24 protein-coding genes and 2 tRNA genes are annotated in these 25576 nt (G+C 62.8%); 19 read left to right on the forward strand and 7 right to left on the reverse strand.

Annotated features, from left to right (window positions below; all coding sequences use genetic code 11):
* Positions 1–31: 31 nt before the first annotated feature.
* Positions 32–1576 (forward strand): trimethylamine methyltransferase family protein, encoded by a 1545-nt coding sequence (locus WA237_RS07425; protein WP_336097211.1) that lies wholly within the window; start codon positions 32–34, stop codon positions 1574–1576.
* Here the strand turns inward: WA237_RS07425 and WA237_RS07430 are convergent.
* A complete protein-coding gene (locus WA237_RS07430; protein WP_336097212.1) occupies positions 1531–1896 on the reverse strand; it encodes a DUF6477 family protein in 366 nt (121 codons plus the stop codon). The two genes, WA237_RS07425 and WA237_RS07430, sit on opposite strands and share 46 nt — an antisense overlap.
* A 249-nt stretch (positions 1897–2145) precedes the next feature.
* On the opposite strand from WA237_RS07430, the gene WA237_RS07435 reads away from it, so the two are divergent.
* Entirely contained in the window at positions 2146–3195 is a 1050-nt protein-coding gene (locus WA237_RS07435; RefSeq protein WP_442970249.1) for a DUF6456 domain-containing protein, read from the forward strand.
* Here WA237_RS07435 and WA237_RS07440 read toward each other — a convergent pair.
* Both WA237_RS07440 and katG read right to left on the reverse strand, forming a co-directional pair.
* Positions 3192–3917 carry a VIT1/CCC1 transporter family protein gene (locus WA237_RS07440; RefSeq protein WP_040618166.1) on the reverse strand — a complete coding sequence of 242 codons (726 nt, stop codon included), beginning with the start codon at positions 3915–3917 and terminating at the stop codon, positions 3192–3194. The two genes, WA237_RS07435 and WA237_RS07440, sit on opposite strands and share 4 nt — an antisense overlap.
* Before the next feature lie 121 nt (positions 3918–4038).
* Positions 4039–6225, reverse strand: a complete 2187-nt coding sequence (gene katG / locus WA237_RS07445; protein ID WP_336097214.1) for a catalase/peroxidase HPI — start codon at positions 6223–6225, stop codon at positions 4039–4041.
* Between the two features lie 158 nt (positions 6226–6383).
* Between katG and WA237_RS07450 the strand changes: the two genes are divergently transcribed.
* Both WA237_RS07450 and lipA read left to right on the forward strand, forming a co-directional pair.
* Complete coding sequence (locus WA237_RS07450; protein ID WP_336097215.1) at positions 6384–7361, forward strand: hydrogen peroxide-inducible genes activator; 978 nt, start codon at positions 6384–6386, stop codon at positions 7359–7361.
* Between the two features lie 221 nt (positions 7362–7582).
* Positions 7583–8539 carry a lipoyl synthase gene (gene lipA / locus WA237_RS07455; RefSeq protein ID WP_040618164.1) on the forward strand — a complete coding sequence of 319 codons (957 nt, stop codon included), beginning with the start codon at positions 7583–7585 and terminating at the stop codon, positions 8537–8539.
* Positions 8540–8684: 145 nt separating this feature from the next.
* Here the strand turns inward: lipA and WA237_RS07460 are convergent, their stop codons facing one another.
* Positions 8685–9254, reverse strand: a complete 570-nt coding sequence (locus WA237_RS07460) for a YcbK family protein (protein ID WP_040618163.1) — start codon at positions 9252–9254, stop codon at positions 8685–8687.
* 374 nt (positions 9255–9628) lie between these two features.
* Here WA237_RS07460 and WA237_RS07465 point away from each other — a divergent pair, with 374 nt between their 5' ends.
* Genes WA237_RS07465 through WA237_RS07480 form a run of 4 tightly spaced genes read left to right on the forward strand, consistent with a single transcriptional unit; the run spans position 9629 to position 13829 of the window.
* Positions 9629–11200 (forward strand): L,D-transpeptidase family protein, encoded by a 1572-nt coding sequence (locus tag WA237_RS07465; RefSeq protein ID WP_336097217.1) that lies wholly within the window; start codon positions 9629–9631, stop codon positions 11198–11200.
* A gap of 27 nt (positions 11201–11227) precedes the next feature.
* Entirely contained in the window at positions 11228–12319 is a 1092-nt protein-coding gene (gene lpxD / locus WA237_RS07470; protein WP_336097218.1) for a UDP-3-O-(3-hydroxymyristoyl)glucosamine N-acyltransferase, read from the forward strand.
* A gap of 35 nt (positions 12320–12354) precedes the next feature.
* Positions 12355–12621, forward strand: coding sequence for an acyl carrier protein (locus WA237_RS07475; RefSeq protein WP_009815248.1), 267 nt, complete (start codon positions 12355–12357; stop codon positions 12619–12621).
* Positions 12618–13829 carry a beta-ketoacyl-[acyl-carrier-protein] synthase family protein gene (locus WA237_RS07480; RefSeq protein WP_009815247.1) on the forward strand — a complete coding sequence of 404 codons (1212 nt, stop codon included), beginning with the start codon at positions 12618–12620 and terminating at the stop codon, positions 13827–13829. The genes WA237_RS07475 and WA237_RS07480 overlap by 4 nt, the downstream gene beginning before the upstream one ends.
* A 110-nt stretch (positions 13830–13939) precedes the next feature.
* Here the strand turns inward: WA237_RS07480 and WA237_RS07485 are convergent, their stop codons facing one another.
* On the reverse strand, positions 13940–14614 hold the full coding sequence (locus tag WA237_RS07485) for an invasion associated locus B family protein (protein WP_336097219.1): 675 nt from the start codon (positions 14612–14614) through the stop codon (positions 13940–13942).
* A 511-nt stretch (positions 14615–15125) separates the two neighbouring features.
* Here WA237_RS07485 and WA237_RS07490 point away from each other — a divergent pair.
* From WA237_RS07490 to WA237_RS07500, 3 genes are all read left to right on the forward strand, one after another.
* The gene (locus WA237_RS07490; RefSeq protein ID WP_009815245.1) at positions 15126–16697 is read left to right on the forward strand and encodes a helicase HerA-like domain-containing protein; all 1572 of its coding nucleotides are present in this window, start codon (positions 15126–15128) and stop codon (positions 16695–16697) included.
* Positions 16698–16945: 248 nt separating this feature from the next.
* A complete protein-coding gene (locus WA237_RS07495; protein ID WP_336097220.1) occupies positions 16946–17518 on the forward strand; it encodes an HU family DNA-binding protein in 573 nt (190 codons plus the stop codon).
* Between the two features lie 18 nt (positions 17519–17536).
* Positions 17537–17611 (forward strand) — tRNA-Val (locus tag WA237_RS07500).
* A gap of 332 nt (positions 17612–17943) precedes the next feature.
* Here the strand turns inward: WA237_RS07500 and WA237_RS07505 are convergent.
* Together WA237_RS07505 and WA237_RS07510 are read right to left on the reverse strand one after the other, a co-directional pair.
* Positions 17944–18870, reverse strand: a complete 927-nt coding sequence (locus tag WA237_RS07505; protein WP_336097221.1) for a DUF2971 domain-containing protein — start codon at positions 18868–18870, stop codon at positions 17944–17946.
* A gap of 145 nt (positions 18871–19015) precedes the next feature.
* Positions 19016–19105, reverse strand: a tRNA-Ser gene (locus tag WA237_RS07510).
* 135 nt (positions 19106–19240) lie between these two features.
* Here WA237_RS07510 and WA237_RS07515 point away from each other — a divergent pair.
* The 8 genes from WA237_RS07515 to proB all read left to right on the forward strand — a co-directional run bounded on the left by WA237_RS07515 (position 19241) and on the right by proB (position 25542).
* The gene (locus tag WA237_RS07515; protein ID WP_336097223.1) at positions 19241–20131 is read left to right on the forward strand and encodes a DUF2059 domain-containing protein; all 891 of its coding nucleotides are present in this window, start codon (positions 19241–19243) and stop codon (positions 20129–20131) included.
* Positions 20128–20961: a DUF2059 domain-containing protein gene (locus WA237_RS07520; protein WP_336097224.1), complete on the forward strand. Its 834-nt coding sequence runs from the start codon at positions 20128–20130 to the stop codon at positions 20959–20961. Before WA237_RS07515 ends, WA237_RS07520 begins: the two co-directional genes overlap by 4 nt.
* A 219-nt stretch (positions 20962–21180) precedes the next feature.
* A complete protein-coding gene (locus WA237_RS07525) occupies positions 21181–21840 on the forward strand; it encodes a 50S ribosomal protein L21 (protein ID WP_040618162.1) in 660 nt (219 codons plus the stop codon).
* Between the two features lie 11 nt (positions 21841–21851).
* Positions 21852–22121, forward strand: a complete 270-nt coding sequence (gene rpmA, locus WA237_RS07530; protein ID WP_009815236.1) for a 50S ribosomal protein L27 — start codon at positions 21852–21854, stop codon at positions 22119–22121.
* Positions 22122–22218: 97 nt separating this feature from the next.
* On the forward strand, positions 22219–22824 hold the full coding sequence (locus WA237_RS07535; protein WP_336097225.1) for a LysE family translocator: 606 nt from the start codon (positions 22219–22221) through the stop codon (positions 22822–22824).
* Positions 22821–23360, forward strand: coding sequence for a GNAT family N-acetyltransferase (locus tag WA237_RS07540; protein ID WP_336097226.1), 540 nt, complete (start codon positions 22821–22823; stop codon positions 23358–23360). The genes WA237_RS07535 and WA237_RS07540 overlap by 4 nt, the downstream gene beginning before the upstream one ends.
* 38 nt (positions 23361–23398) lie before the next feature.
* A complete protein-coding gene (obgE, locus tag WA237_RS07545) occupies positions 23399–24448 on the forward strand; it encodes a GTPase ObgE (protein WP_336097227.1) in 1050 nt (349 codons plus the stop codon).
* The gene (gene proB, locus WA237_RS07550; RefSeq protein ID WP_336097228.1) at positions 24436–25542 is read left to right on the forward strand and encodes a glutamate 5-kinase; all 1107 of its coding nucleotides are present in this window, start codon (positions 24436–24438) and stop codon (positions 25540–25542) included. Before obgE ends, proB begins: the two co-directional genes overlap by 13 nt.
* The last annotated feature ends 34 nt before the right edge of the window (positions 25543–25576 follow it).

Genomic DNA, 25576 nt, shown 5'->3' on the forward strand with positions numbered 1-25576 from the left:
CGGCCGAGTGAGTTCAAGGGAACAAAAAGACATGACAGAAGCAGCAGCACGTCGGCGTGGACGCGGTGGTGGGGGCGCAGCGCGCCGGGCAGAACGGACCTCGATCCGGATTGAGACCGCCAAATATATTGAACGCAATATCCCCAATTTCGAAGTGCTGACCGAAGAGTCGCTCGAAGTGATCGAAACCAACGCGGAGATCGTGCTGGAAGAGGTCGGCGTCAATTTCGTGGACAACCCCGCAGCCCTTGAACGGTGGCGCAATGCCGGGGCCGATGTGACCGGCGAGCGGGTGCGCATCCCGCGCGGTCTGGCGCGCAAGCTCTGCTCGACCGCGCCGAGCGAATTCACCCAGTACGCCCGCAACCGCGACAAATCCGTGGTCATTGGTGGCCGCAACATGGTGCTGGCCCCGGTCTATGGCCCGCCCTTCGTGCGCGATGCCGCCGGTGGCCGCCGCTATGCGACCATGGCCGATTTCGAGAAATTCGTGAAACTCGCCTATATGTCGAAATGGCTCCATCATTCGGGGGGCACCGTTTGCGAGCCCACCGATGTGCCGGTGAACAAGCGTCACCTCGACATGCTGATGGCGCATATGACGCTGTCGGACAAACCCTTCATGGGGTCGGTGACCGAGGCGAGCCGGGCGCAGGACAGTGTCGATATGTGCAAGATCCTCTTTGGTGAGGATTTCGTGCCCGAGAACACGGTGATGACCTCGCTCATCAACATCAACTCGCCGATGACCTTCGACGATGTGATGATGGGCGCGATGGAAGTCTATGCCGAGAACAACCAGGCCTGCATCATTTCGCCCTTTATCGTGGGCGGGGCGATGGCGCCGGTGAGCGTCGCGGGCACGCTGACGCAGGTTCTGGCCGAGGTTCTGGCGGGCGTGGCCTATAATCAGCTCGTGCGTCCCGGCGCGCCGGCGATCTTTGGCGCCTTTGTGAGCTCGATCGACATGAACTCGGGCGCGCCGACCTTTGGCACGCCGGAGGCCGCGCTCATCACCTATGGCGCGGGGCAGCTCGCCCGGCGTCTGGGTCTGCCCTATCGTTCGGCAGGGTCGTTCTGTGGCTCGAAACTGCCCGATGCGCAGGCGGCCTATGAGACGGCGAACAGTCTCAACATGGGTCTCTTGTCCGGGGTGAACTTTATGCTCCATTCCTGTGGCTGGCTCGAAGGCGGGCTGGTGGCGGATTTCGAGAAATTCGTCATGGATGCCGATCAGCTCGGCGTGTTGCACGGGCTGGCCAAGGGCGTGCCGGTGGATGAAAACTCGCAGGCGATGGACGCGATCCGCGAGGTCGGCCCGGGCGGGCATTACCTCGGCTGTGCGCACACGCAGGCGAATTTCAAATCGGCCTTCTGGAAGACCGAGCTGTTCGACTACAAGCCCTTCGAGACCTGGGACGAGGAAGGCGCGCGGGATACGCGGGCGCTGGCGACGTCGCGGGTGGATCACCTGATCGCGAATTACCAGCAGCCCGAGATGGACCCGGCGATTGCCGAGGCGCTGGCGGGTTACGTGGCGCGCAAGAAAGAATCGATGCCCGACGCGTTTTCCTGATCGGGCGCGGGCGCGCGGTTCGGGTCGGGGGCAGTTTCCTCGGTCAGGCCGATGCGGCGTGCCTCGTCCATCATGGCGATCAACAGGTCGAGATGATCGGCCACGCGATAGCCAATCGCACCGAGACGGCGCTGAGCATTCAGCGCCGTTTCCTTTTCCATCAACCGGCGCAGCACGAGGCTGTTCTGGGCGGGCAGGGCCTGGCCCAGCAGGCGCGGCAGATGCGTGGCGCGGTGATAATCCCGCAGTCCCAGACGGGCGGCGCGCAGCAACAGGCGCGGGCGGCTCAGGGCGGTGAATTCTTTTAATGGTTCAACCATCGTCGGTCCCTTTCCTTTGGGTGAGCCGCCAGTAAGGCACAGCCAATAGTTGTGTTGCGCGAGGCGCTTGGGGAGCGAACGGTGGTCCTTCTGGTTGTTAACTGATCATCGACAATAGTTTCCGGACGGGAGACAATTAACGAACCGGTAAGAAATTCCTCTTTAGGTTGAGAAGGCGTGATTGTGGAGAAGTCTGTGGACAACAAGGCTGCAGCGATGATGCAGGGGACGGGACATGGAGGTTCAGCGATGGGCGAGGCGATCTGCGGCGGTGACATGGTTGCAAGCCTGCCCAACTGGGTTCCTGAGCCGGCCAAGCTCTATCTTCGGCATATAGAAACAGGTGCTCCGATCCGTGCGCTGGCCCGGGAAACGGGCTGTCACGCGTCGACAGTGCTGCGTCGTATTCGATCTTATGAGGCCCTTCGGGACGATCTTCTGGTGGATCAGGCGTTGCGACGTCTGGGCGCCGGGCTGGTCAAGTCAGGAGGCACCGGTTCTCCAGCCAAGGAGAGCGTGATGAGACGGCCAACCCATCCCCCTGAACGGAACCTGAGCGATGAACGGCTGCAGGGCGAGGCGCTGCGGCTGTTGCGCAGGCTCTGCGAGCGTGGCGCGCTGATGGCGGTCGCGATGAGCATGGAAAAAGCCGTGGTGGTGCGCGAGACCGAGGCCGGGACGCAGACCCGCACCGCGGTCACGGATCGCGATGTGGCGGAGGCGATGGCGCTCAAGGGCTGGATCAGCTGTGACGCGCCGGGGCCGGTGTCGCGCTATTACATCACCGGGGCGGGGCGTGCGGCGCTGGGCGCGATGCTGGCGCATCTCGAGAGCAGTGCGATGGTGGACACGGATGCGGCGGAGGCGCGGCGCGATCCGGCGATGGCCCCGAGCGAGACGCCGCTCGCCGCGCTGTCGCGGCGGCGCGACAAGGAGGGCGGGCAGTTTCTGGCGCCCGAGCTGGTCCGGGTGGGCGAGCGGCTGCGCGAGGATTTCGAGCTGGCCCAGATGGGGGCGGGCGGGGCGGTGCCCGACTGGGGGCACTGTCTTGAGAGCGCCGAGACCGGGCCGGTGGGCATCAAGGGGCCGCGCGGCCGGGTCGAGGCGGCGCTGCGCGATCTCGGGCCGGGGCTTGGCGATATTGCGCTGCGCTGTTGCTGTCATCTCGAGGGGCTCGAGAGTGCCGAGCGGCGCATGGGCTGGTCGGCGCGGTCGGGCAAGATCGTGCTGCGCATCGCGCTGCAACGGCTCAAGCGGTTCTATGACGGGCTTGGCGATGAGGCGGCGATGATCGGCTAGCCGGCGACGACGAGCCCCACGCCATAGGCCACCACGGCACAGACCGCACCGACGAGGATGGTTTCACCGACGCTGCGGGCGATGGGTTCGCCCGTGGCGTTCCAGCGCAAGAGGCCGAGCGCGGAAAGCGCGCCAAAGGTCGTGGCGACGGACCACCAGAAGGCCTGTGGCGTGGGTTCCATCACGAAATAGGGCAAGAGCGGCACCGCGCCGAAGACGACGAAGGCGAGAAAGGTGAACAGCCCGCTGAGCGCCGGGCTGTCATCCTCGGGGTGGCTCATGCCGAATTCATAGGTCATCATCAGATCGGCCATGATCGAGGGATGCCGCGACAGCAGTTCGGCGGCGGTGTCGGCCTCGCCGGGGGGCACGCCGCGCTGGCGCAGGATCTCGAAGAGCTCCATCCTCTCGTGATCGGGGTTCTCGGCGATCTCGCGCAGCTCGCTCTCGCGGCGTTTGCGGTAGAGGTCATGCTGGGACCGGAGCGAGAGAAACTCGCCAAGCCCCATCGAGACCGCATCGGCAAAGAGATTGGCGAGGCCAAAGACCAGCACTGCCAGACCGCCGATCTGCAGCACGCCCTCGGCCGAGGCCCCGGCAAAGCCCGCGACGATGGCAAAGGTGGTGACGATCCCGTCATTGCCGCCGTAGATGATCTGTTTGAGAAATTCCTGCGTCCGGCCCAATGCGTGGGCGTCGCGCCGATGTGCCTGCCAGTCCATGATCGTGTTCTTGTCCTTGCCGCGCGGGGATCGCGCGCGGTGTAGCGGCCTCGCCGCGCCGCGTCCAACGAAAAAGGGCGCCCCGGATGGGACGCCCCTGTGGTTTTTTGTCCCTTGGGGATCAGGCCAGATCGAAGCGATCGGCGTTCATCACCTTGGTCCATGCGGCGACGAAATCGCGCACGAAGCGGGGGGCGGCATCGTCCTGGCCATAGAGTTCGGCCACGGCGCGGAGCTGCGAGTTGGAGCCGAAGACGAGGTCGTTGCGGGTGCCGGTCCAGACGGTCTTGCCGGATTTGCGATCCACCGCTTCAAATTCGGACTGTTTCTCATCCGTCGATTTCCACTCGATCCCCATATCCAGCAGGTTCACGAAGAAATCATTGGTGAGCTGACCCTCGCGGGTGGTGAGCACGCCATGCTTACTGTCGCCATGGTTGGCGCCGAGCACCCGCAGACCGGCCACGAGCACAGCCATTTCCGGCGCAGTGAGCGTCAGAAGCTGGGCGCGGTCGATGAGCAGTTTCTCTGCCGGCACGTCGAACTTGCCATAGCCGTAGTTGCGGAAGCCATCGGCCACCGGCTCGAGATAGGCGAAGCTGTCGGTGTCGGTCTGCTCTTGCGTGGCATCGACGCGGCCCGGCGCAAAGGGCACCTCGACCGAGTGACCGGCGTCCGCGGCGGCCTTTTCGACACCCACCACACCGGCGAGCACGATCAGATCGGCGAGCGAGACCGCCTTGCCCGACTGGGCGCTGTTGAAGGCGGTCTGAACGCCTTCGAGCGTGTCCAGAACCTTGGCCAGCTTGGCCGGTTCATTGGCCTCCCAGTCCTTTTGCGGCGCGAGACGGATGCGCGCGCCATTGGCACCGCCGCGATGATCCGAGCCGCGATAGGTCGAGGCCGAGGCCCAGGCGGTCGACACCATGTCGGCGACCGAAAGACCGGTGGCCGCGATGTCCTTTTTGAGCTGGGCGATGTCGGAGGCATCGATCAGATCATAGTCGCGGGCGGGCAGGGGGTCCTGCCAGATCAGGTCTTCGGCGGGCACGTCGGCGCCGAGGTAGCGCGATTTCGGCCCCATGTCGCGGTGGGTCAGCTTGAACCAGGCGCGGGCGAAGGCATCGGCGAATTTGTCGGGGTTGGCATGGAAGTCGCGCGAGATTTTCTCGAAGCCTTCATCCATGCGCAGCGACATATCGGCGGTGGTCATCATCGGCGCGTGCTTTTTGCTCGGGTCATGGGCGTCTTCGACCATGTGCTCGGGCTTGACGTCCTTGGCGATCCACTGATGCGCGCCTGCGGGGCTCTTGGTGAGTTCCCACTCATAGCCGAAGAGCACGTCGAAATAGCCCATGTCCCAGGTGGTGGGGTTGGGTTTCCAGGCGCCTTCGATGCCCGAGGTGGTGGTGTGCACGGCGAGGCCGCTTTCATAGCTGTTTTTCCAGCCAAGGCCCATGTCGGCCATGTCGGAGGCTTCGGGTTCGGGGCCGACATAGATCGGATCGCCCGCGCCATGCGCCTTGCCGAAGGTGTGGCCGCCGGCGACCAGCGCGACGGTTTCCTCGTCGGTCATGCCCATGCGGGTAAAGGTGTCGCGCACGTCGCGGCCCGAGGCCACGGGATCGGGGTTGCCGTCGGGACCTTCGGGGTTGACGTAGATCAGGCCCATCTGCACGGCGGCCAGAGGGTTGTCGAGCTGACGCTCGCCCGAGTAGCGGCTGTTGGGCTTGTCCGAGGTGGCGAGCCATTCGGTTTCGGCGCCCCAGTAGATGTCTTCTTCGGGCTCATAGATGTCTTCGCGGCCGCCGGCGAAGCCAAAGACCTTGCCGCCCATGGATTCGATGGCGCAGTTGCCGGCGAGGATCATCAGGTCGGCCCAGGACAGGCGGTTGCCGTATTTCTTTTTGACCGGCCAGAGCAGGCGGCGGGCCTTGTCGAGATTGCCGTTGTCGGGCCAGGAGTTGAGCGGCGCGAAACGCTGATTGCCGGTGTTGCCACCGCCGCGACCATCGGCGGCGCGGTAGGTCCCGGCCGAGTGCCAGGCCATGCGGATGAAGAGCGGGCCGTAATGGCCATAGTCGGCGGGCCACCAATCCTGGCTGTCCTTCATCAGGGCAAAGATGTCCTGTTTGACGGCGTCGAGATCGAGTTTCTTGAACTCTTCGGCATAGTTGAATTCGCCGGTCATCGGGCTCGGCGATTTGCCGTGCTGATGCAGGATCTTGACGTTGAGCTGGTCAGGCCACCAATCCTTGTTCGTGACCTGTTTCTTGGTTGCGAAAGGGCATTTGATATCGCCGTCCATGGGACCTCCGGTAGGTAGTGCGTGGGTTGGACCGCGTCTGACATGGGGCGCAGCGCCCCGCGGTCAGATCTGGCCTTGGAATCGTTCTAAGCGGAGTTTCTGCGAGTGGGGCCATAAAATCCAATTGCAGTTTCTTCTTTTTTCGATAATCAAAAACTATGAACATTACATATCGACAAGTGACCTATTTTCGCGCCCTAGCGGCGCAGCGGCATTTTGGCCGGGCGGCGGAAATGGTGAATGTCTCGCAGCCGGCGCTGTCGGTGCAGATCCGCGAGATGGAGGCGCAGCTTGGCAAGCCTTTGGTAGAGCGGCAGTCGCGGGATGTGGTGCTGACCCCGTTTGGGCGGCGTATTCTGGAACATGCCGAGCGGGTGCATCAGGAGATGCAGGCGCTCGAAGAGGCGGCGCGTTGGGAGGGGGGGCTGTCGGGGCGGCTGCGGCTCGGGATTATCCCGACGCTGGCGCCCTATCTGTTGCCCGACACGCTCGAGATGTTGCGAAGCCGGGATATTTCACTGGATGTTCAGGTGCTTGAGGGCAAGACCGCGCGGCTCTTGGCGGATCTGCAGGCCGGGCATCTCGATGCGGCGGTGGTGGCGTTGCCGGTGGAGGAGACCGGGCTTCATGCCGAGGATCTTTTCGAGGATCGGTTTCTCTTGGCGGGCAGTCCGGCGCGGATTGCAGCACTTGGGGCACGGGTCGAGAGCCTGCGCCCGGATGCTCTGGTGACCTCGCCTTTGCTGCTGTTGGAGGATGGGCATTGCCTGACCGAGCAGGCGCTGGAGCTCTGCCATCTGGGGCGCGGGCAATCTGGCCAGTCAGGTCGTGCCTCGGCAGGCTCGGCCGGGCGGATCGATATGGGGGCGTCGTCGCTGGCGACGCTGACGCGGCTGGTGGCGGCGGGGTTTGGGCTCACCCTCATGCCCGAGCTGGCGGCGCCGACCGAATGCCGCGCCGCGCCGGGGGTGGAGCTTTGCCGCTTTGCCGCGCCCGAGCCGGGGCGGCGGATCGCGCTGGTGCGCCGCAAGGGCACGCAGGGCGGGGACTGGTTTGCCGAGCTGGCGCAGGTGCTGCGCGATGTGGGCGAGCGGCTGGTGACGGCGACGCGGGAGCCGCCACATGCGATTGGCTAGGCGCGATGCGACCCCCCAAAAGCAAGACGCCCCGACAGCCCAAGAGGGCCGCCGGGGCGCGCCACATAACGCGCACAACTTATGAGGACTTGAACGGTGGGTACTCGTTAAAAACATGCCCGTCATGCAGCGAATGCAATCTAGGCGAGCGCGACTGGCACTTCCCACCGCCCATCACTATACTTAGAGATAGTTATCAAATGATTGGCGGGGAAATTCCTGTGCGCGACCTCAAATTGCCGGACCAGCGGCACCCGGAAAAAGCCCATAGGCCTGACAACGCGCAGCCCAAGAAACCCAAGTGGATCAGGGTCAAAGCGCCGGTCGGCAAGGGCTATATGGAGACCCGGAAGATCATGCGCGATCACAAACTTGTGACCGTGTGCGAAGAGGCCGGATGCCCGAATGTCGGCGAATGTTGGAATCAGGGCCACGCCACGATGATGATCATGGGCGAGGTCTGTACCCGCGCCTGCACCTTCTGCAACATCGCCACCGGCAAGCCGCCCGAGGATCTCGATCCGTTCGAGCCGGGGCGCGTGGCCGATGCGGTGCAAAAGCTCGGGCTTAATCATGTGGTGGTGACCAGCGTCGACCGCGATGACGTCAAGGATGGCGGGGCCGAGCATTTCGCCCAGACGATCCGGGCGATCCGGCATCGCAGCCCGGGCACCACGATCGAGATTCTGACGCCGGATTTCATCAATTGCGATCCTGCGGTGCTCGAACTGGTGGTCGAGGCCAAGCCGGATGTGTTCAACCACAATCTCGAAACCGTGCCGGGGCTTTACCCCGAGGTGCGGCCGGGGGCGCGGTATTTCCATTCGCTGCGGCTCTTGCAGCGGGTCAAGGAGATGGATCCGTCGATCTTTACCAAGTCGGGAATCATGGTGGGTCTCGGGGAGACGCGCCAGCAGGTGCATCAGGTGATGGATGACATGCGCGCGGCGCAGATCGATTTCCTGACCATCGGTCAATATCTGCAGCCGACGCCCAAGCATCACACGCTCGACCGGTTCGTGACGCCCGAGGAATTCGCGGCCTATGAGAAGGCGGCGAAGGGCAAGGGGTTCTTGATGGTGTCGGCGACGCCGCTGACCCGGTCGAGCTATCACGCAGGCGATGATTTCGCGCGGCTGCGCGAGGCGCGGGAACGGGCGCTGGCGGCGGCCTCCTGAGCCGCCTCCCTGTCCATCGAGTTTTACGGAAAGAAGTGGCGCCGTCCCCTCGGGGGCGGCGTTTTCTATTTCGAAATTGAGCGATCGGCACATAAAAAAACCGGCCCCGAGGGGCCGGCGCTTTCCTTGGAGGGAAAATCTTGGATCAGCCGTTCCAGCTGCGCAGGTCGCCACAATCCATGTGGACGAAATTCGACCGGTAGTAGCGGCCAACGCCACCGGCACGGCAAGATTGCGCGGCTTGGCTCAGTTGAGCGACCGAGCGCGAGCTGAGACGGAGATCAGCGGCCTGGCCTGTGATGTGGAGGGATTGGCGCGCCACGTTGCGCGAGCGCGAGCGGAGCATCGCGTTGGTCTTCGAGCTGCGGTAGCCCGAGAGCATTTTGTAAGGTTCGGTGGTGTCGACCAGCGCGTGCGCGGCAGCCATGATGTCGATGGTGCGGGTGTCGATGGGTTTGACCGCATCGAGACGCCAGTCGCGCATGAAGTAGGAGATTTCCTGCACCGCGTCTTTGATATACTCGCCTTCGATCCAGTAGATCGTGTCGATCTGTTCGCCTGTCCGGCTCGAGACCATCTTGAGGCGGCGAATGTCGCCCGCGCCCCGAAGAAAGCCTGCTGCGTTGGAGTATGTAGGAGCCGCTGCCAGGGTGGTTGCTGCAAAAGCTCCCAAGAGGGCGCGCCGTGTCACGCCGGTCTTTGTGAATTCTGTCATATGTACTGCGCCTGTCCGTCGCTTGCCTGTGCTCCGCTGTGCCGCGGAGGCGTTCATCTCATCCCCAGATGCGAGACTAGCTATGACATATAAAGAATCGGTAACCAACCCAGTTTTCTTTTGTTCCCGGCATTCAAGGGGATTTGGGCATATTTCCGCGCATTTCCCGATCTGCGTGGCGGATTTGCCCAGAGGCGATGCAGCGGTGCCGCAGCCTGTCGGCAAATTGCGGGCGGGGGCAATTTGACGTGGACTTTCGCCCTAGTGTTTAGATGATGGACAACCGAGTGTCGCCCAAAAGTTAACGCGACAACGAAGACGGGGATATGATGTTTAAGACTGCTGCTGCATTTCGATTTACGCGTTTTTTCTACATGATTGCCTTTGTCGCGGCGGGGCTGGTTTTGACCAGCGACCGGGCCGCGGCGCAGGTCACGGCCTATAAGCAGGCGGTGGCAGAGGCGGCCGCCCGCGACGATGATCTCTCGGCCTTTTACCGGGCGAATGATTACCGGGGCATCTGGACCAATGACAGCGAGGCGGACCGCACGCGGCGTCGGGCGCTCTTTGAAGCGTTCGATCTGGCCGAGGCGCATGGGCTGCCCCGCGAGCGGTATCGCGAGCAGGAGCTGATGACGATGATCCGGTCGGCGCGGTCGCCGCGCGAGATCGGCATGCTCGAGGTGGAGCTGAGCCGCACCATGCTATTGCTGGCGCGGGATCTGCAGACCGGGATGCTCGTGCCCGCCAAGGTCGACCGCGAGATCGTCCGGCAGGTGCCTTATCGCAGCCGCGTCGCCCATCTGACCAATTTCTCGACCAGCAATCCGCGCGGGTTTTTCCGGAGCCTGCCGCCGAAGAACGCCGAATACAGCCGTCTGCTGCGCGAGAAGCTGCGGCTTGAGGCGCTAATGCTGCAGGGGGGCTTTGGCCCGGAAGTGCCCGCCAAATCGCTCAAGCGCGGCCAGTCGGGGCCGGCGGTGGTGGCGATGCGCAATCGTCTCGTGATCATGGGGTTCATGCCGCGCAGCGCGTCGCAGGAGTATGATGCCAAGCTCGCTGAAGCCGTGCAGGCTTTTCAGGCGGCGCATGGTCTCGTGGCGGATGGCGATGCGGGGGCGGCCACGGTGGCCGAGATCAACACATCCGTCGAGGCGCGGCTCAAGTCGATCCTGGTGGCGATGGAGCGCGAACGCTGGATCAACCAGCCGCGCGGCGACCGGCATGTTCTGGTGAATCTCACCGATTTCAGCGCCCGGATCGTTGATCATGACGAGGTGAGTTTTCAGACGCGCGCGGTGATCGGTCTTAATGACAGCGACCGGCGCAGCCCGGAATTCTCGGATGTGATGGAATATATGGAGATCAATCCGACGTGGAATGTGCCGCGCTCCATCACCGTCAAGGAATACCTGCCGCAGATGCAGCGCAACCCGAATGCGGCCGGGCATCTCAAGCTCTATAACAACCGTGGTCAGCAGGTGAGCCGGGCCAATGTGAACTTTAACGCCTATACGGCGCGGACCTTTCCTTTCGCGCTGAAACAGCCGCCGTCGAACCGCAATGCGCTCGGTCTGGTCAAGTTCATGTTCCCGAACAAATACAACATCTACCTGCATGACACGCCCGCCAAGAGCCTGTTCCAGCGCAACAAGCGGGATTTCAGCCATGGCTGTATCCGGCTGCAGGATCCGTTCGATTTCGCCTATGCGCTTCTGGCGCGGCAGGAAGAGGACCCCAAGGGCTTTTTCCACCGGGTGCTGAACACCGGGCAGCAGACGCAGGTGCGGCTCAAGAAACAGGTGCCGGTACATATTATCTACCGCACCGCATTCACCCAGGCCAAAGGGCCGATGCAGTACCGCAACGATGTCTATGGCCGTGACGCAAGGATATGGTCGGCGCTGCAACAGGCAGGGGTTTCACTGGCGGCGGTTCGCGGGTAAACCGGGCCCCGAATGACGGGGGTACGCATGTCCTATACGATAGCCGAAATTGCTGCATCACTTGGGGCCGAGGCCTTTGGCGATACGAGTCTTCGCATTGCCCGGCTGGCCGAACCTGCGGATGCGGGGCCGGATGATCTGGCTCTGGCCACCAAGCCCGCCTATGCCGAGGCCCTGCCGCAGGGCAAGGCGCGGGCGGCGATGCTCTGGGATGGGGCGGATTGGCAGGCGCTGGGCCTCAAGGCCGCGCTGATTGCGCCGCGTCCGCGGTTTGCCATGGCAGGGCTCACCGCGATGATGGATCCGGGCGAAGGCTGGGGCGAGGGGGTTCACCCCTCGGCGGTGGTCGATGCCACGGCCGAGCTTGGCGACGGCGTCTCTGTCGGACCGCTGAGCGTGATCGGCGCGCGGGCGCGGATCGGGGCGGGCACGCGGATCGGGCCGAATGTGACCATCGGGACGGAAGCGCAGATCGGCGACAGCGGGGTGATCCGCGAGGGCGTCAAGATCGCCGCGCGGGTGCGGATCGGGGCGCGGGTGTTTATCCAGCCCGGGGCGGCTATTGGCGGTGACGGGTTCTCTTTTGTCACGCCCGAGGTCTCTGGGGTCGAGCAGGCGCGGGCGTCGCTCGGCGATCAGGGCGAGGCCACGGCACAGAGCTATGTGCGCATCCATTCGCTGGGCTCGGTGCGGATCGGCGATGATGTCGAGATCGGCGCCAATGCCACCATCGACCGGGGCACCATCCGCGACACCGAAGTGGGCGACCGCACCAAGATCGATAATCTGGTGATGGTGGCCCATAACGTGATCGTCGGCAGCGATACGCTGCTCTGCGGTCAGGTGGGGATTGCCGGGTCGACCCGGATCGGCAGCAATGTGGTTCTGGCCGGTCAGGTGGGCGTCAGCGACAATATCACCGTGGGGGATCGGGTCATCGCCGGGGGCGGCACCAAGATCCTCAGCAAGGTGCCCGCAGGGCGGGTGATCCTGGGCTATCCGGCCGTCAAAATGGACACCCATATCGAGATGTATAAGCATATGCGCCGCCTTGGCCGCCTGTTTCAGGACGTGGCCGGGCTCAAGAAAGCTGTTTCCAAGACAGCTCAGACCGACTAAATCAGCGCAAACAGGCGCGCCGGAGGGCAGTTGATATGACCAAGAACATTCAAGACCGTGTGATCGAGATCATCGCTGAACAGGCTGTGCTGGAGCCATCGGATGTGACGATGGAGAGCACGCTCGAAGATCTGGGGATCGACAGTCTCGGGCTGGTGGAGAGCATCTTTGCCATTGAAGAGGCCTTTGACATCACCGTGCCCTTCAATGCGAATGAGCCCACCGAGAGCGATTTCGATATTTCCAGCGTGGCGACCATCGTTGCCGGGATCGAGAAACTGGTCGCGGAACAGCATTCGTGAAGCGGGTCGTCATCACAGGCGCGGGCACGATCAACGCGCTTGCGCATGACGTGCCCGGCACGCTCGAAGCGATGCGCGAGGGGCGCTGTGGCATTGGCGAGCTCGAGCTGCGCGATGTCGAGCGGCTTGGCATTCGGATCGGCGGGCAGGTCAAGGATTTCGAGCCGGAAGAGATGTTCAACCGCCAGCAGATGGCGCTGTTTGACCGGTTCACCCAGTTTACCCTTGTGGCCGCGCGTGAGGCGATTGCGCAATCGGGGCTCACCTTTGATGGCGAGCTGGCGACCCGGTCGGGCGTTGTGCTCGGCAATTCGGGCGGCGGGATGACCACGCTCGACGAGAATTACCGCTCGGTCTATGAAGAGGGCAAGAACCGCATTCACCCCTTCGTGGTGCCGAAGCTCATGAACAATGCCGCCGCGAGCCATGTGGCGATGCAGTATAATCTCATGGGGCCGAGCTTTACCGTCTCGACCGCCTGTTCCTCGTCCAACCACGCGATGGCACAGGCGTTTCAGATGGTGCATGGCGGGGCCTGCCCGGTGATGGTCACTGGCGGCTCTGAATCGATCCTCTGCTTTGGTGGGGTGAAGGCCTGGGAAGGGCTGCGCGTCATGTCGCGCGATGCCTGCCGGCCGTTCTCGGCCAATCGCAATGGCATGGTGCAGGGCGAGGGGGCGGGCATCTTCGTCTTTGAGGAATATGAGCATGCGCGGGCGCGCGGGGCGGAGATCCTCGCCGAAGTCATCGGCTATGCGATGACCTCGGATGCCTCGGATATCGTCATGCCCTCCAAGCAGGGCGCGGCGCGGGCGATTTCCGGCGCGATGCGCGATGCCAAGGTCAATGCCGAAGAGGTGGGCTATATCAACGCCCATGGCACCGGCACGGCGGCCAATGACAAGACCGAATGCGCCGCGGTGGCGGATGTGTTCGGGCATCATGCCGACAATCTGCTCATGTCCTCGACCAAATCGATGCATGGTCATGTGATCGGCGGGACCGGCGCGATCGAGCTTTTGGCCTGTATCATGGCGCTGCGCGACGGGATCGTGGCGCCCACCATCGGCTATCAGGAGCCGGACCCGGAATGTGCGCTCGATGTCGTGCCGAACGAGGCGCGCGAGGCCAAGATCGACGTGGCGCTGAGCAATGCCTTTGCCTTTGGCGGGCTAAACGCGGTTCTGGCGCTGCGCCGGGTGGCGTGAGGCAGGGCCCAGGCCGCCAACCCGCAGGCCGCCAAACTGGGCCTCTGACATGAAAAAACCCCCGGGCCGGATGGCGCGGGGGTTTCTTGTTTTCCGGGATCTGCGAGAGATCAGTTCTGGATCACGCTGACCGCGTCAAAGGCTTTGGTGAAGCCCGAGAGCGAGGCGTCGATTGCCACTTTCTGATCGGGGGCCTGGGCCGGGGTGATGGTCACGATGGCCTTGGCGCCGCGTTTGAACGCGTCCACATCCGCCTGGGTCAGGCCGATCTGCGCGGTACAGCCGGTCTGGCTGCAAAAGCGGAACGGATAGCTCTTGGCCTTGGCGCCATCGACACCGATCTTGAGCTCTGCGGTGAGCAGGGTGAAGAGCGGCACGGTCACGGTCGCACCGGCCACGGCAGGGCCGCCGTCCTTGATGCGGAAGATCGCAAATTCGGCAATCGGGTTGCCCTGCTGTTCCTTGAGAAGCTGGAACATCTGGCAGGGGTCTTCTTCGCCTTCCGAGCGGAAGCAGCGCATTTGCCAGTCGCCGATGGTTTCCTTGATATAGGTCGGCTCTTCCTGGGTTTCGCGGCCCATGTCGAGGTTGGAGGGCTTTTCGCCGGCCTCGGCCGTGTCCTGATCGGTGGCGGTGCCCGAGGTGTCGGTTCCTGCTTCCTGACCTTGTGTTTCGGCTGCGGTGGCTTCGGCGGCGGTGGTGTCGGTCGTCGTCTCTTGTGCGAACACAGGTGCAGTGCCGATCAGCAATGCGCTCAGCGTTGTCATCGAAAGCGTCTTCAGCATATTTTCCCCATCAAATCAGGTTCGGATTGGTCTTGGGCGCTCTATCATGCCGCGCCATTCTTGTCAGGAGTTAATGCCAGCCCCGCCAGCAGTTCAAGGCAGAAATCCGCCGCTGTCCCGGCGCGGCACCCCTCTGCGCAAGGGGGTTGGCCGGGGCCGGATAGCGGTTGCATGTGGTGCAACAGCTTTGGGTTGTAACCCGCCAAAAAGAAAAAGGAACCTTGCGGCTCCTTTCTCGATTCTCTCCCTGCCGGACTGGCCGACTTAGTTTGTGATGCCGACGCTAGGACAGATGCGACAAATCGTCAACAGGCAAAAATGTGTCTTTTTGCGGCGCGATAGTCACAGCCTGGTCCGGCGATGGCTCTGGCGAAAAAAGGCCGCATCCGAAGATGCGGCCAGTCTGACAGGGAGGAAGTCAGTCCGATCCCAAGAGGACATGTGGCATCGGACGCATTTCATACTGGCAGGGAAAGGTTAAGTTAGTATGTTTGGACCGTCGCAACAGGGAATGCAGGGGTATCACGTGGCAGATCAGGTCTTTATCGGCGGGGGCGGGCCCGACTATGGCACCGCGCAGGGGCTGCGGCTCGATTATGCCAACCGGCACGGGTTGATCGCGGGGGCCACGGGGACCGGCAAGACGGTGACCTTGCAGATCCTGGCCGAAGGGTTTTCGGCCGCCGGGGTGCCGGTGTTCCTGTCGGATGTGAAGGGCGATCTGTCGGGGCTGGCGGCCTCGGGCAGCGTGGATCACAAGCTGCATCAGGCCTTTACCAAACGGGCGGCGACGATCGGGTTTGACACGTTCAGCTATAGCGCCTTTCCGGTCACCTTCTGGGATCTCTATGGTGCGTCCGGCCATCCGGTGCGCACCACGGTGGCCGAGATGGGGCCGCTTCTGCTCAGCCGGTTGATGGAGCTCAGCGAGGCGCAGGAAGGCATCATGAATATCGCCTTTCGCATCGCCGATGAGGAGGGGATGCCGCTTCTGGATCTCAAGGATCTGCAGGCGCTTCTGGTCTGGGTCGGTGAGAACCGCGAGGCGATTTCGCTGCGCTATGGCAATGTCTCGACCCAATCGGTCGGGGCCATTCAGCGACAGCTCTTGGTCCTTGAAAATCAGGGCGGCAACGCGTTTTTCGGCGAGCCGGCGCTGGAGCTTGCGGATCTGATGCAGGTGACGCCAGAGGGGCAGGGGCGGATCAATATCCTCGCCGCTGACAAGCTCATGGGCGCGCCGCGGCTCTATGCGACCTTCCTGCTGTGGCTTTTGTCCGAGCTCTTTGAGACGCTGCCCGAAGTGGGCGATCCGGACAAGCCCAAGCTCGTCTTCTTCTTTGACGAGGCGCATCTTCTCTTTGATGACGCGCCCAAGGCGCTCGTGGAAAAAGTCGAGCAAGTTGCGCGGCTTATCCGGTCCAAAGGCGTGGGTGTCTATTTCATCACCCAAAATCCCGATGATGTGCCCGAGGATATTCTCGGCCAGCTCGGCAACCGGGTGCAGCATGCGCTGCGCGCCTTTACCGCGCGGGATCGCAAGGCGCTCAAACGGGCGGCAGAGACCTATCGCCCCAATGCGCGGTTCGACACTGCGGATGCCATTCGCGATGTCGGTGTCGGCGAGGCGGTGACCTCGATGCTTGCCGAGAAGGGCGTGCCGGGGGTGGTCGAGCGGACGTTGATCCGGCCGCCGTCGTCGCAGCTCGGCCCGATCAGTGATGCGGCGCGGGCGCAGGTGATCGCGGGCTCGCCGGTGGCGGGGAAATACGAGACCGTGGTCGATCGGGTCTCGGCCTTTGAGATGCTCAAGGCGCGGGCCGAAGAGGCGGCGCGCGAGGCGGATGCGGCCGAGGCGCAGGCCGAAGAGCAGACGGTGGCCGAGCGCGAGTTCAACGCAGGCCGTCGCTATGCCGGGCAGCGGGTCGGGCGGTCCAGCTCGGGGCGCAGCACGCGGACCGAGGATGGCATCGGCAGCTCTATCGGCAAGGCGATCACCGGGATGGTGATCAAGGAGCTCAAGGGCACCACCGGACGGCGGATCGTGCGGGGGATTTTGGGCGGGCTCTTCAAGGGGCGCTAGGGGCTGAAACGCCCTGAAATGCCACGTCGGTAGTCTGTCGGTATCGCGACGGTACCACGACAGTGCGCGATTTGGGGTGGGCCGGGCCCGAGCGCGGGGCGGTTTTTGTGCGCGCTTTCACGGAAGGCGCGGCGCGCGTGGCCACCTCTGCGAATTTGCGAGGGCGCGGGTCTCTCGCAACAAATTGATGGTTTCGATACGGTTTGGGCGGTATCGTCACCTCAGAGCAAAACAAGAGGCGAAGAAACATGACAGGCCGGACCACCCGCAAATCATCCGCCAAGACTGCGCGCAAATCCGCATCGAAAGCGGGCAAAGCCGCCAAACCAGCCGCCAAGCCAGCGGCGGCCAAGACTGACGCCAAGGTGAGCGCACCTCTGGCCTCGGTGACGCCGCCGCCCTCCGTGGCGCCGCCGGCCGCTGTGACGAAACCCTCGACCTCGCATGTGCCGGCACCGCCCGCCGCCAAGATCGCCAGCCCGGTGAAGCCGCCGGTGGCCTCTGTGGTGCAGCCGACCGAGACCACGCAGGTCACGGCCGGGGACGGCGGGCCGCAGCTCAAGAAGCAGGAGCTCTTCAAGAAGACGGCGGATCGGTCGGGGATCAAGAAGAACCAGGTGAAGCCCGCCATCGAGGCGGCGCTCGAGGTGATCGGCGAGGCGCTCGCGCAGGGGCGCGAGATCAATTTGCCGCCGCTGGGCAAGATCAAGCAGAACCGCGTCAAGGACAGCGCCGGGGCCCGGATCATCATCGCGAAAATCCGTCAGGCCAAGCCGAATGAAAAAGATGACAAAGAGACGGTTGCAGACGACGCCGAGTAGCGCTAAAGAGCGGCGCACGGGTGATTAGCTCAGTGGTAGAGCGCTTCGTTCACATCGAAGATGTCAGGAGTTCGAATCTCTTATCACCCACCATTTTTCCTATTCTGTGATCTTTGACGGGGCTCAATACCCGGGGTAGCCGCAGGGCGGATGGCTGGCCTGCTGTCGCTTGAGTAATCTGCGGCACCGATTGGGCAACGGCTAGGCGTAGACCTGCCCGACGTGCTGACGCTGGCCCTGTCGTTGCCCTCACAGATTATCATGGACGTTCTGACCGGGGAAGGGCTAGGCGACGATGACCTTGCCGCAGTGGCGGTCTTGGAGGTGCCCCTGTGGGCACTACCCGTTTCCGATCGGCATACGGTTGCGGCACTGTGCGAACACGCCTGACAAGCTTCCCCTAAGTTCCAAGATCCACTGTCTTTTCACTCCGGCACTTCATCGTAAGTATGTGATTGCCGATTGGGCACGGCACGCATTACGGGTGCATGTGGATACCCGCTAGCAACAGCCTCACGAATACGGCCCGCAATTTCAGGGCGCGTTTTCGCACCTAAGATAATTCGGTCAACGGCTTCTGGTGGGAACTTACGCAACTGTATTGGATCGTCGGTGTTCCCAACGGTCAGGTCGGATTCACCATTTTTGATGTAAAGCCGCCATTCACGTTCGTATGCCCAATCCGTTGTCTTTGATATGAATGCCGCTTGCAGGTTCTCAAGGGGTTCGTCTAGTTTCCCGTCGAAATATACGACCCTTTGCAACCGGGTCTTTTGCCCGCTCTTGCGCTGGTGGAACCACGCGTTCGCAGTATCAAATGCAACTACGAAACCCGCGTTGTTGTCGGCGTAGTGTGCCCACATGGGCGAGCTATCCATCCTCTCAGAAAGAGAAAAGCAAAGCAGGTCACGACCCAACTTTTCCAAAAGCTTCTTGGCATTTTCAGGATCGTTGAAGTGAGGAACTAGCATCGTGTTAACGGTTTGCTGCATCTGTTGCCGCAGCATCCCCATGAAGTTGCCGCCGTAATGTTGTTCGACAAATTGCAGAGCCAAATCAGGGGGCAAAAAACCTAAGCCGTTTTCTTTGAGCATGTCCGCCGTCAGTTTGCGAACCGATTCTTCGGACAGGGTGTTGTCCATCTGCTCAGCAAGAATGGACAGCATTTTCGGCCCGGCCAGCTTGTCGAACGTCGAACGAACTTCAAAAGTATCGTTCGTGTCTAGCAGTGGCGTAAACCGCACTGTGCCGCCTTCAAGAACGTTTCCGACACGCTCAGCGGTCAGATACTTGTAGAGATAACGCGGCGGTGGCGGCGATTTGTCGAAATCGTCTAGGCTAAAAGTATCCATGATACGCACCTTCTACGTCCTCTTTTGCGGCATTCCTACCGCAACAGACAGGGCAAAACAGCGCCTCAAAGCCCTGAAAATCGCATGGGTGGTTCATGGGTAGGAATAGTTGAGCGCAAGTTTATCCAATGAAATCAATTGGCAATGGCGGAGAGACAGGGATTCGAACCCTGGGAACCCGTAAAGGCTCAACGGTTTTCGAGACCGCCCCGTTCGACCACTCCGGCACCTCTCCGCGGGGGTCTGTGGGGGGCGTTTAATTGCCTTTGTCCGGGGTGGCAAGAGGGATTTGCATTGCGAGTGAAGAGAAATCTCCTAAGTCTGACAGAGACAGTTCCGTTTCGACACAGACCAGAGGTGCGTTATGACAATGAACCCTTCCCTTATCAGGCCGTTTGCCCGGATGCGTCAGCTGCGTCAGGCGGGATTGGCGGCGCTGACCGCGCCGATGCTGGTGTTTGGTGTGGCGCCCGCGGTGGGCTTGGGGCTTGGCGCGGGCGCGGCTGTGGCGGCGGAACGGGCGGAGATTCGCGAGTTTCTGCAGGTCACCGGCTTTGACGTGGCGATCACTAGCGTGCAGTCGCAGATGAAGGATGCGCCGGTGATGCTCGGCCTGCCGGAAGAAGAGTTTGCGCAGAATTGGCAGACCCAGGTGGCGGATCTCTATGACGAGGCCAAGCTGCAGGATCTGGCGATGACGATGCTCGAGCCCAATCTCAGCGACAAGATGCGCGAAGAGGCGGTGGCGTTTTACGGCAGCGATCTGGGCCAGCGTCTGGTGGCTGTGGAAAACGCCAGCCATGTCGAGGAGAGCAGCCCCGAGCGGGAGGCCGAGGCCGAGGCGATTCTGAGCGATATCAGCAAGACGCGGCGGGCAGAGCTGGAGCGGCTGGCCTTTGGCATTGATGCGCAGGGCGTGTCGGCGCGGGCGGTGCAGGATATTCAGGTCCGGTTCCTGATGGCGGCCTCGGAGGCGGGGCTGTTCGAGGTTGAGCTTGACGAAGGCATGTTGCGGGCGCAGATGGCGACGGGCTATGAGGCGCTCCGCGAGGAGCTGCGGGCGGCCAACCTCGCCCATGCGGCGCGGGTCTATCAGGAGTTTTCCGATGAGGAGATCGCGCGCTATGCGGATGCGCTGGCCGAGCCGGAGATGCAAAGGGTCTATGAATTGCTGAATGCCGTTCAATATGAGGTCATGGCGAACCGGCTCGAACGGCTCGCGCCGCGTCTGGCCAAGCTGCGGCAGGGTCAGGAAATTTGATCATTCCCCTCCGGCTGCGTGATCTGAAGGCTGCGGCGCTTGCCGTGGTGCTGTGCTTGCCAGGTGCGGCGCGGGCGGCGGGGGATCTTGATGCGCTCTTGGTGGCGTTGCAGATGGGAGAGACGGCGGCGCTCATGCGCGAAGAGGGTCTGCGCCATGCCGAGGGGTTGGTGTCGGACTATACCGGCGAGCCTGCCGGGGCGGGCTGGACCGCGCTGGTGGGGCGGATTTACGACCAAGCGGCGATGGAAGAGGTGATCGCGCAGGATATGGCGGCGGCGCTCGAGGGGCAGGACCTCGGGCCGATGGTTGCGTTTTTTGAGAGCGCGCGGGGGCAGCGGATTGTCACGCTCGAGCTCGCCGCGCGGCGGGCGCTGATGGCGGAGGGGGCCGAAGAGGCGGCCATTCTGCGCTATGAGTTGGCCGAAGAGGACGGCAAAGAGATCGCGGCGCAGGTGCAGCAGCTCATGGTCGATAGCGATCTGGTGGAGCGCAATGTCTCGGGCATGCTCAACGCCAATCTGATGTTTCTGCGCGGGCTGGCCAGCGGTGGCAGCTATGACGACAGCGAAGAGGCGATGATCCGCGATGTCTGGGCGCAGGAGGAGGATATCCGGCTCGACACGCTGGGTTGGCTCGGCGGTTATCTCATGCTTGCCTATGAGCCCTTGCAGCCCGGCGACCTCGACGCCTATATCGCGTTTTGGCAAGGCGCGCCGGGGCGGGCGCTCAATGCGGCGCTTTTCGAGACGTTCAACGGGCTCTATGATCTGCACAGTTTTTTGCTGGGGCGTGGCCTCGCGGAATTTGTGCGCAGCGAAGAGCTCTGAGCCGGGGCGCGGGGTTTTCTGGGCCATGGTGGCGAAAGCCTCGGGAAACGCGCTTGACTTTTGTCTGGCACTCCTCAATAAGCGCGCAACCCGGCGGGCCTTGGCCCGTGCGGGATGTATGACATGACGCTCCGAACGGGGCGCGCTGTTCGAGGTGGCCCAAGGGCCGGGAACACCCGCAAGGGGACCACAGAACGCGGAAACACGAAGGAAGCAAATATGTTTGCGGTTCTCAAAACCGGCGGCAAGCAATACAAGGTTCAATCCGGCGATGTGCTGAAGGTTGAAAAGCTTGCGGCGGATGCCGGTGAAAAAGTTCAATTCAACGAAGTGCTGATGCTGGGCGGCGACAAGCCGGTTCTCGGTGCTCCGCTGGTCGACGGCGCGGCCGTTCAGGCGGAAGTGGTCGATCAGATCAAGGGTGACAAGCTCATCCACTTCGTCAAGCGTCGTCGTAAGCACGGCTCGCAGCGCACCAAGGGCCACCGTCAACAGCTGACCCTGCTGCGCATCACCGACATCCTTGAAAAAGGGGCGGAGAAAAGCGGCGTGAAAGCAGCGATTGGCGCAGGTTCGGTGGCCGGTGTGGCCGTGGCCGCGGCTGAAAAGCCCGCCAAGAAAGCCGAAAAGAAAGCTGAGAAGAAAGCCGACGCTCCCAAGAAGGCCAAAGCGGCCGCGGGTGGCGACGATCTGAAACAGCTGTCGGGCGTTGGCCCCGCGCTGGAGAAGAAGCTGCATGAAGCCGGTGTCACCACCTTTGCCCAGATCGCGGCATGGACCGAGGCGGATGTTGCTGATATGGACGAGAAACTGTCGTTCAAAGGCCGGATCGAGCGTGAAGGCTGGATCGAACAGGCCAAAGAAATGACCAAAGGTTAAGGAGAGAAAGCATGGCACATAAGAAAGCAGGCGGTTCCTCCCGTAACGGTCGCGACTCTGCGGGTCGTCGTCTTGGCGTGAAGAAATACGGCGGCGAAGCTGTCATCCCCGGCAACATCATCATGCGTCAGCGTGGCACCAAGATGTATCCCGGCAATGGCGTCGGCATGGGCAAAGATCACACCATCTTTGCGACCGTCGAAGGCTCTGTGAAATTTCACAAGGGTCTCAAAGGCCGCACCTTTATTTCGGTTCTGCCAGTGGCGGAGGCCGCGGAGTAAGCCGACCTTAAAGGTTTCATGAGACTTGAGGGGGGATCGGCAGAGCCGGTCCCCTTTCTGTTTTCCAACCCCATCCGATTGAAGAAAGACCGTTCAGATGAGCGTCGCCCTTGCCAGTTTCGCGGTCTTTGCCGCCAGTCAGGTCGGAACCCCCGGCCCGGCGAACATGGCGTTGATGGGCACCGGCGCGCGGTTCGGATTTCGGGCGGCGCTGCCGTTCGTGGCCGGTGTGGTGTTGGGCAAGCAGATGATCATCTGGCCGCTGGGGCTGGGGCTTATGATCTGGCTGCGCGACTATCCGGTGGTGTTCGGCGCGCTGCGCTGGGCTGCCATCGCCTATATTTTCTGGCTTGCCTGGAAAGTGGCCAACACACGTATCGCGCCGGGGGAAGAGGGCGCGCGCGTGCCGGGGCTGGTGGCGGGGCTTTGGGTGCATCCGCTCAACCCCAAGGCCTGGGCGATGATCATTGGGGGATTTACCAATTTCGTGGACGAAGGGACGTCCGCGATCGAGGCCACGTTTGGCATCGCCTTGGTGCTCTTTTCCTGTCAGCTCGTGCTGCATCCTTTGTGGGCGCTGGCGGGCGATAGGGTGGCGCGGCTGGTTGCCGGAACGCGGGCCGAAACCTATTTGATGTGGACCTTGGCGGCACTGACGGTGCATTCGGTCCTGTATGTGCTGCTCGGAGGAGGAGAAGCATGATTTTAGAACCTATCACTCAACAAGCCGTCATTGAGACGGAACGCTATCAGCTGCGCCCGTTGCAGGTGTCGGACGCGGGGCTCATTGCGCTGCACACGGGCGATCTGCGCGTGGCGCGCATGACCAGTTCGATCCCGCATCCCTTGCCGCCCGGCACGACGGAGGCCTTTATCGCCCGCTGTCAGTCGGCAGAGCGGAGCGAGGATGCCTGGGCCATTGACGCCACCAAATCGGGCGGCGCTGAGCTGCTTGGCGTGATCGGGCTCAAGCATGTGGATGACGAGGCTTGCGAGCTTGGCTATTGGGTCGCGCCGCAGTTTTGGAACAGCGGCATCGCCTCGGAGGCGGTGCAGTCGCTGATCGAGGTCAATCCGCTGCGCTGCAAGACCTTCTTTGCCACCGTGTTCCAGGGCAATGCCGCCTCGGCGCGGGTGTTGACGAATTGCGGTTTCAAATATCTGGGCGATGCCGAAGGCTATTGCCTGTCGCGGGATGCGACGCTTCCCACATGGACCTATAGTCTCAGACGCGATTGAGGCTTGGCCCCCCTGACACCATCGCGTAAGGACGCGTTATGAAATTTCTAGATCTTGCCAAGGTTTATATTCGCTCGGGCTCCGGCGGGAACGGCTGTATCAGCTTTCGCCGCGAGAAATTCATCGAATATGGCGGCCCGGATGGCGGCGATGGTGGCGGCGGGGGCTCGGTCTGGGCCGAGGCCGTGGATGGGCTCAACACGCTGATTGATTTCCGCTATCAGCAGCATTTCTTTGCCAAGAACGGCCAGCAGGGCATGGGCAACCAGCGCACCGGCAAGGATGGCGACGATATCGTGCTGCGGGTGCCGGCGGGGACCGAATTGCTCGACGAGGATCAGGAGACGGTGATCGCCGATCTGGCCGAGGTGGGCGACCGGGTGCTTTTGGCCAAGGGCGGCAATGGCGGCTTTGGCAACCTGCATTTCAAGACCTCGACCAACCAGGCACCGCGCCGGGCCAATCCGGGGCAGGAGGGCGTCGAACGCACCATCTGGCTGCGGCTCAAGCTGATTGCCGATGTGGGGCTTCTTGGCCTGCCCAATGCGGGCAAATCGACCTTTCTCGCCGCGACCTCGAACGCGCGTCCGAAGATTGCCGATTATCCGTTCACCACGCTGCACCCCAACCTTGGGGTTGTAGGGGTGGATGGCGTCGAGTTTGTGGTCGCCGACATTCCCGGTCTGATCGACGGGGCGAGCGAGGGGCGCGGGCTTGGCGATCTCTTCCTCGGCCATGTGGAGCGCTGTTCGGTGCTTTTGCATCTGGTGGATGCGACGGCGGAGAATGTCATCGAGGATTACCAGACCATCGTGCGCGAAATCAGCGCCTATGGGCATGTTCTCGCGGAAAAGCCGCGGGTGACCGTGCTCAACAAGAGCGATGCGCTTGGGCCCGAGCTGACCCAGATGGTGCGTGAAGAGCTTGAAGAGGCCATCGGCCAGAAGGTGATGACCATGTCGGGCGTCGCTGGTGAGGGCGTCACCGAGGTTCTGCGGGCGCTGCGCGCCGAGATCGCCGAGGACAAGCTGCGCCAGAAGATCGAGAGCGAAGAAGACGAAGGCGAGACCGGGACATGGCAACCGTAAGCACGGCACGGCGGATCGTCATCAAGATCGGATCGGCGCTGTTGGTGGACCGGGTGAGCGGCGCGTTGCGCGATGCCTGGCTCGGGTCGTTGATCGAGGACGTGGCCTGGCTGCGTAGCAAGGGCGCGGAGGTGGTTCTTGTGTCGTCGGGGTCGATTGCGCTGGGCCGGGCCGAGCTTGGGCTTGGCAATGCCGAGCTATCGCTCGAACAGAGCCAGGCGGCGGCGGCGGTGGGGCAGATCCGGCTTGCCGGGGCCTATGAGGCCGCGCTCAAATCCCACGGGATCAAGGCGGCGCAGGTGTTGCTCACGCTGGAGGACAGCGAGAACCGGCGGCGCTATCTCAACACGCGGGCGACGCTTGATCAGCTGTTGCGATTGGGTGTGGTGCCCATCGTCAACGAGAATGACACCGTGGCCACGGATGAGATCCGCTATGGCGACAATGACCGGATGGCGGCGCAGGTCGCGGTGACGGCGGGGGCGGATCAGCTCATCCTCTTGAGCGATGTGGATGGGTTCTATTCGGCCAACCCGAATGACGACCCCACGGCCAAGCGGTTCGACGAGATCACCGCTATCACGCCCGAGATCGAGGCGATGGCGGGTGACGCGGGATCGGGGCTTAGCAAAGGCGGGATGAAGACCAAGCTCATGGCGGCGCGCACGGCGATGGCGGCGGGCTGTGATATGGCGATTTCCGAGGGCAGCGTGAGCAACCCGGTGCAGGCCATCGAGGGCGGTGCGCCGGTCACATGGTTCCGAGGCCAGGGCGATCCGCAAGCGCGGCGCAAGGCCTGGATCGGCGGCATGAAGCCGCGCGGCCGGATCATCGTGGATGCAGGCGCCGTGGCGGCGCTCGAGGCTGGGAGCAGCCTCTTGCCGGCGGGCGTCAGCGCGATCGAGGGCCGGTTTGGCCGGGGCGATCCGGTGCAGGTGCGGGCGCAGGACGGGCGGGTGCTCGGTCAGGGGCTCACGCGCTATGATGCGGAGGAGGCGGCCAAGATCCTCGGGCTGCGCACCGATGCGATTGCCGAGGCCTTGGGATATGCGGCGCGGGGGGCCTTGATCCACCGCGACGACATGGCATTTTAACACTTGGCCTCTGGGGCCTGCGTGAAAAAGGGTA

Origin of the sequence: Roseovarius sp. CH_XMU1461 (genome assembly GCF_037027165.1) — a bacterium.
GTDB lineage: Bacteria > Pseudomonadota > Alphaproteobacteria > Rhodobacterales > Rhodobacteraceae > Roseovarius > Roseovarius nubinhibens.

Coding starts and splice junctions, on each gene's coding strand:
- proB (WP_336097228.1), top strand. CDS start 24,436: ATGGCAACCGTAAGCACGGCACGGCGGATCGTCATCAAGATCGGATCG.
- WA237_RS07495 (WP_336097220.1), top strand. CDS start 16,946: ATGACAGGCCGGACCACCCGCAAATCATCCGCCAAGACTGCGCGCAAA.
- katG (WP_336097214.1), bottom strand. CDS start 6,225: ATGGACGGCGATATCAAATGCCCTTTCGCAACCAAGAAACAGGTCACG.
- WA237_RS07485 (WP_336097219.1), bottom strand. CDS start 14,614: ATGCTGAAGACGCTTTCGATGACAACGCTGAGCGCATTGCTGATCGGC.
- WA237_RS07430 (WP_336097212.1), bottom strand. CDS start 1,896: ATGGTTGAACCATTAAAAGAATTCACCGCCCTGAGCCGCCCGCGCCTG.
- WA237_RS07540 (WP_336097226.1), top strand. CDS start 22,821: ATGATTTTAGAACCTATCACTCAACAAGCCGTCATTGAGACGGAACGC.
- WA237_RS07465 (WP_336097217.1), top strand. CDS start 9,629: ATGATTGCCTTTGTCGCGGCGGGGCTGGTTTTGACCAGCGACCGGGCC.
- lpxD (WP_336097218.1), top strand. CDS start 11,228: ATGTCCTATACGATAGCCGAAATTGCTGCATCACTTGGGGCCGAGGCC.
- WA237_RS07435 (WP_442970249.1), top strand. CDS start 2,146: ATGGGCGAGGCGATCTGCGGCGGTGACATGGTTGCAAGCCTGCCCAAC.
- WA237_RS07490 (WP_009815245.1), top strand. CDS start 15,126: ATGCAGGGGTATCACGTGGCAGATCAGGTCTTTATCGGCGGGGGCGGG.
- WA237_RS07515 (WP_336097223.1), top strand. CDS start 19,241: ATGAACCCTTCCCTTATCAGGCCGTTTGCCCGGATGCGTCAGCTGCGT.
- WA237_RS07535 (WP_336097225.1), top strand. CDS start 22,219: ATGAGCGTCGCCCTTGCCAGTTTCGCGGTCTTTGCCGCCAGTCAGGTC.
- WA237_RS07440 (WP_040618166.1), bottom strand. CDS start 3,917: ATGGACTGGCAGGCACATCGGCGCGACGCCCACGCATTGGGCCGGACG.
- WA237_RS07460 (WP_040618163.1), bottom strand. CDS start 9,254: ATGACAGAATTCACAAAGACCGGCGTGACACGGCGCGCCCTCTTGGGA.
- WA237_RS07450 (WP_336097215.1), top strand. CDS start 6,384: ATGAACATTACATATCGACAAGTGACCTATTTTCGCGCCCTAGCGGCG.
- WA237_RS07525 (WP_040618162.1), top strand. CDS start 21,181: ATGTTTGCGGTTCTCAAAACCGGCGGCAAGCAATACAAGGTTCAATCC.
- obgE (WP_336097227.1), top strand. CDS start 23,399: ATGAAATTTCTAGATCTTGCCAAGGTTTATATTCGCTCGGGCTCCGGC.
- rpmA (WP_009815236.1), top strand. CDS start 21,852: ATGGCACATAAGAAAGCAGGCGGTTCCTCCCGTAACGGTCGCGACTCT.
- WA237_RS07425 (WP_336097211.1), top strand. CDS start 32: ATGACAGAAGCAGCAGCACGTCGGCGTGGACGCGGTGGTGGGGGCGCA.
- WA237_RS07475 (WP_009815248.1), top strand. CDS start 12,355: ATGACCAAGAACATTCAAGACCGTGTGATCGAGATCATCGCTGAACAG.
- WA237_RS07505 (WP_336097221.1), bottom strand. CDS start 18,870: ATGGATACTTTTAGCCTAGACGATTTCGACAAATCGCCGCCACCGCCG.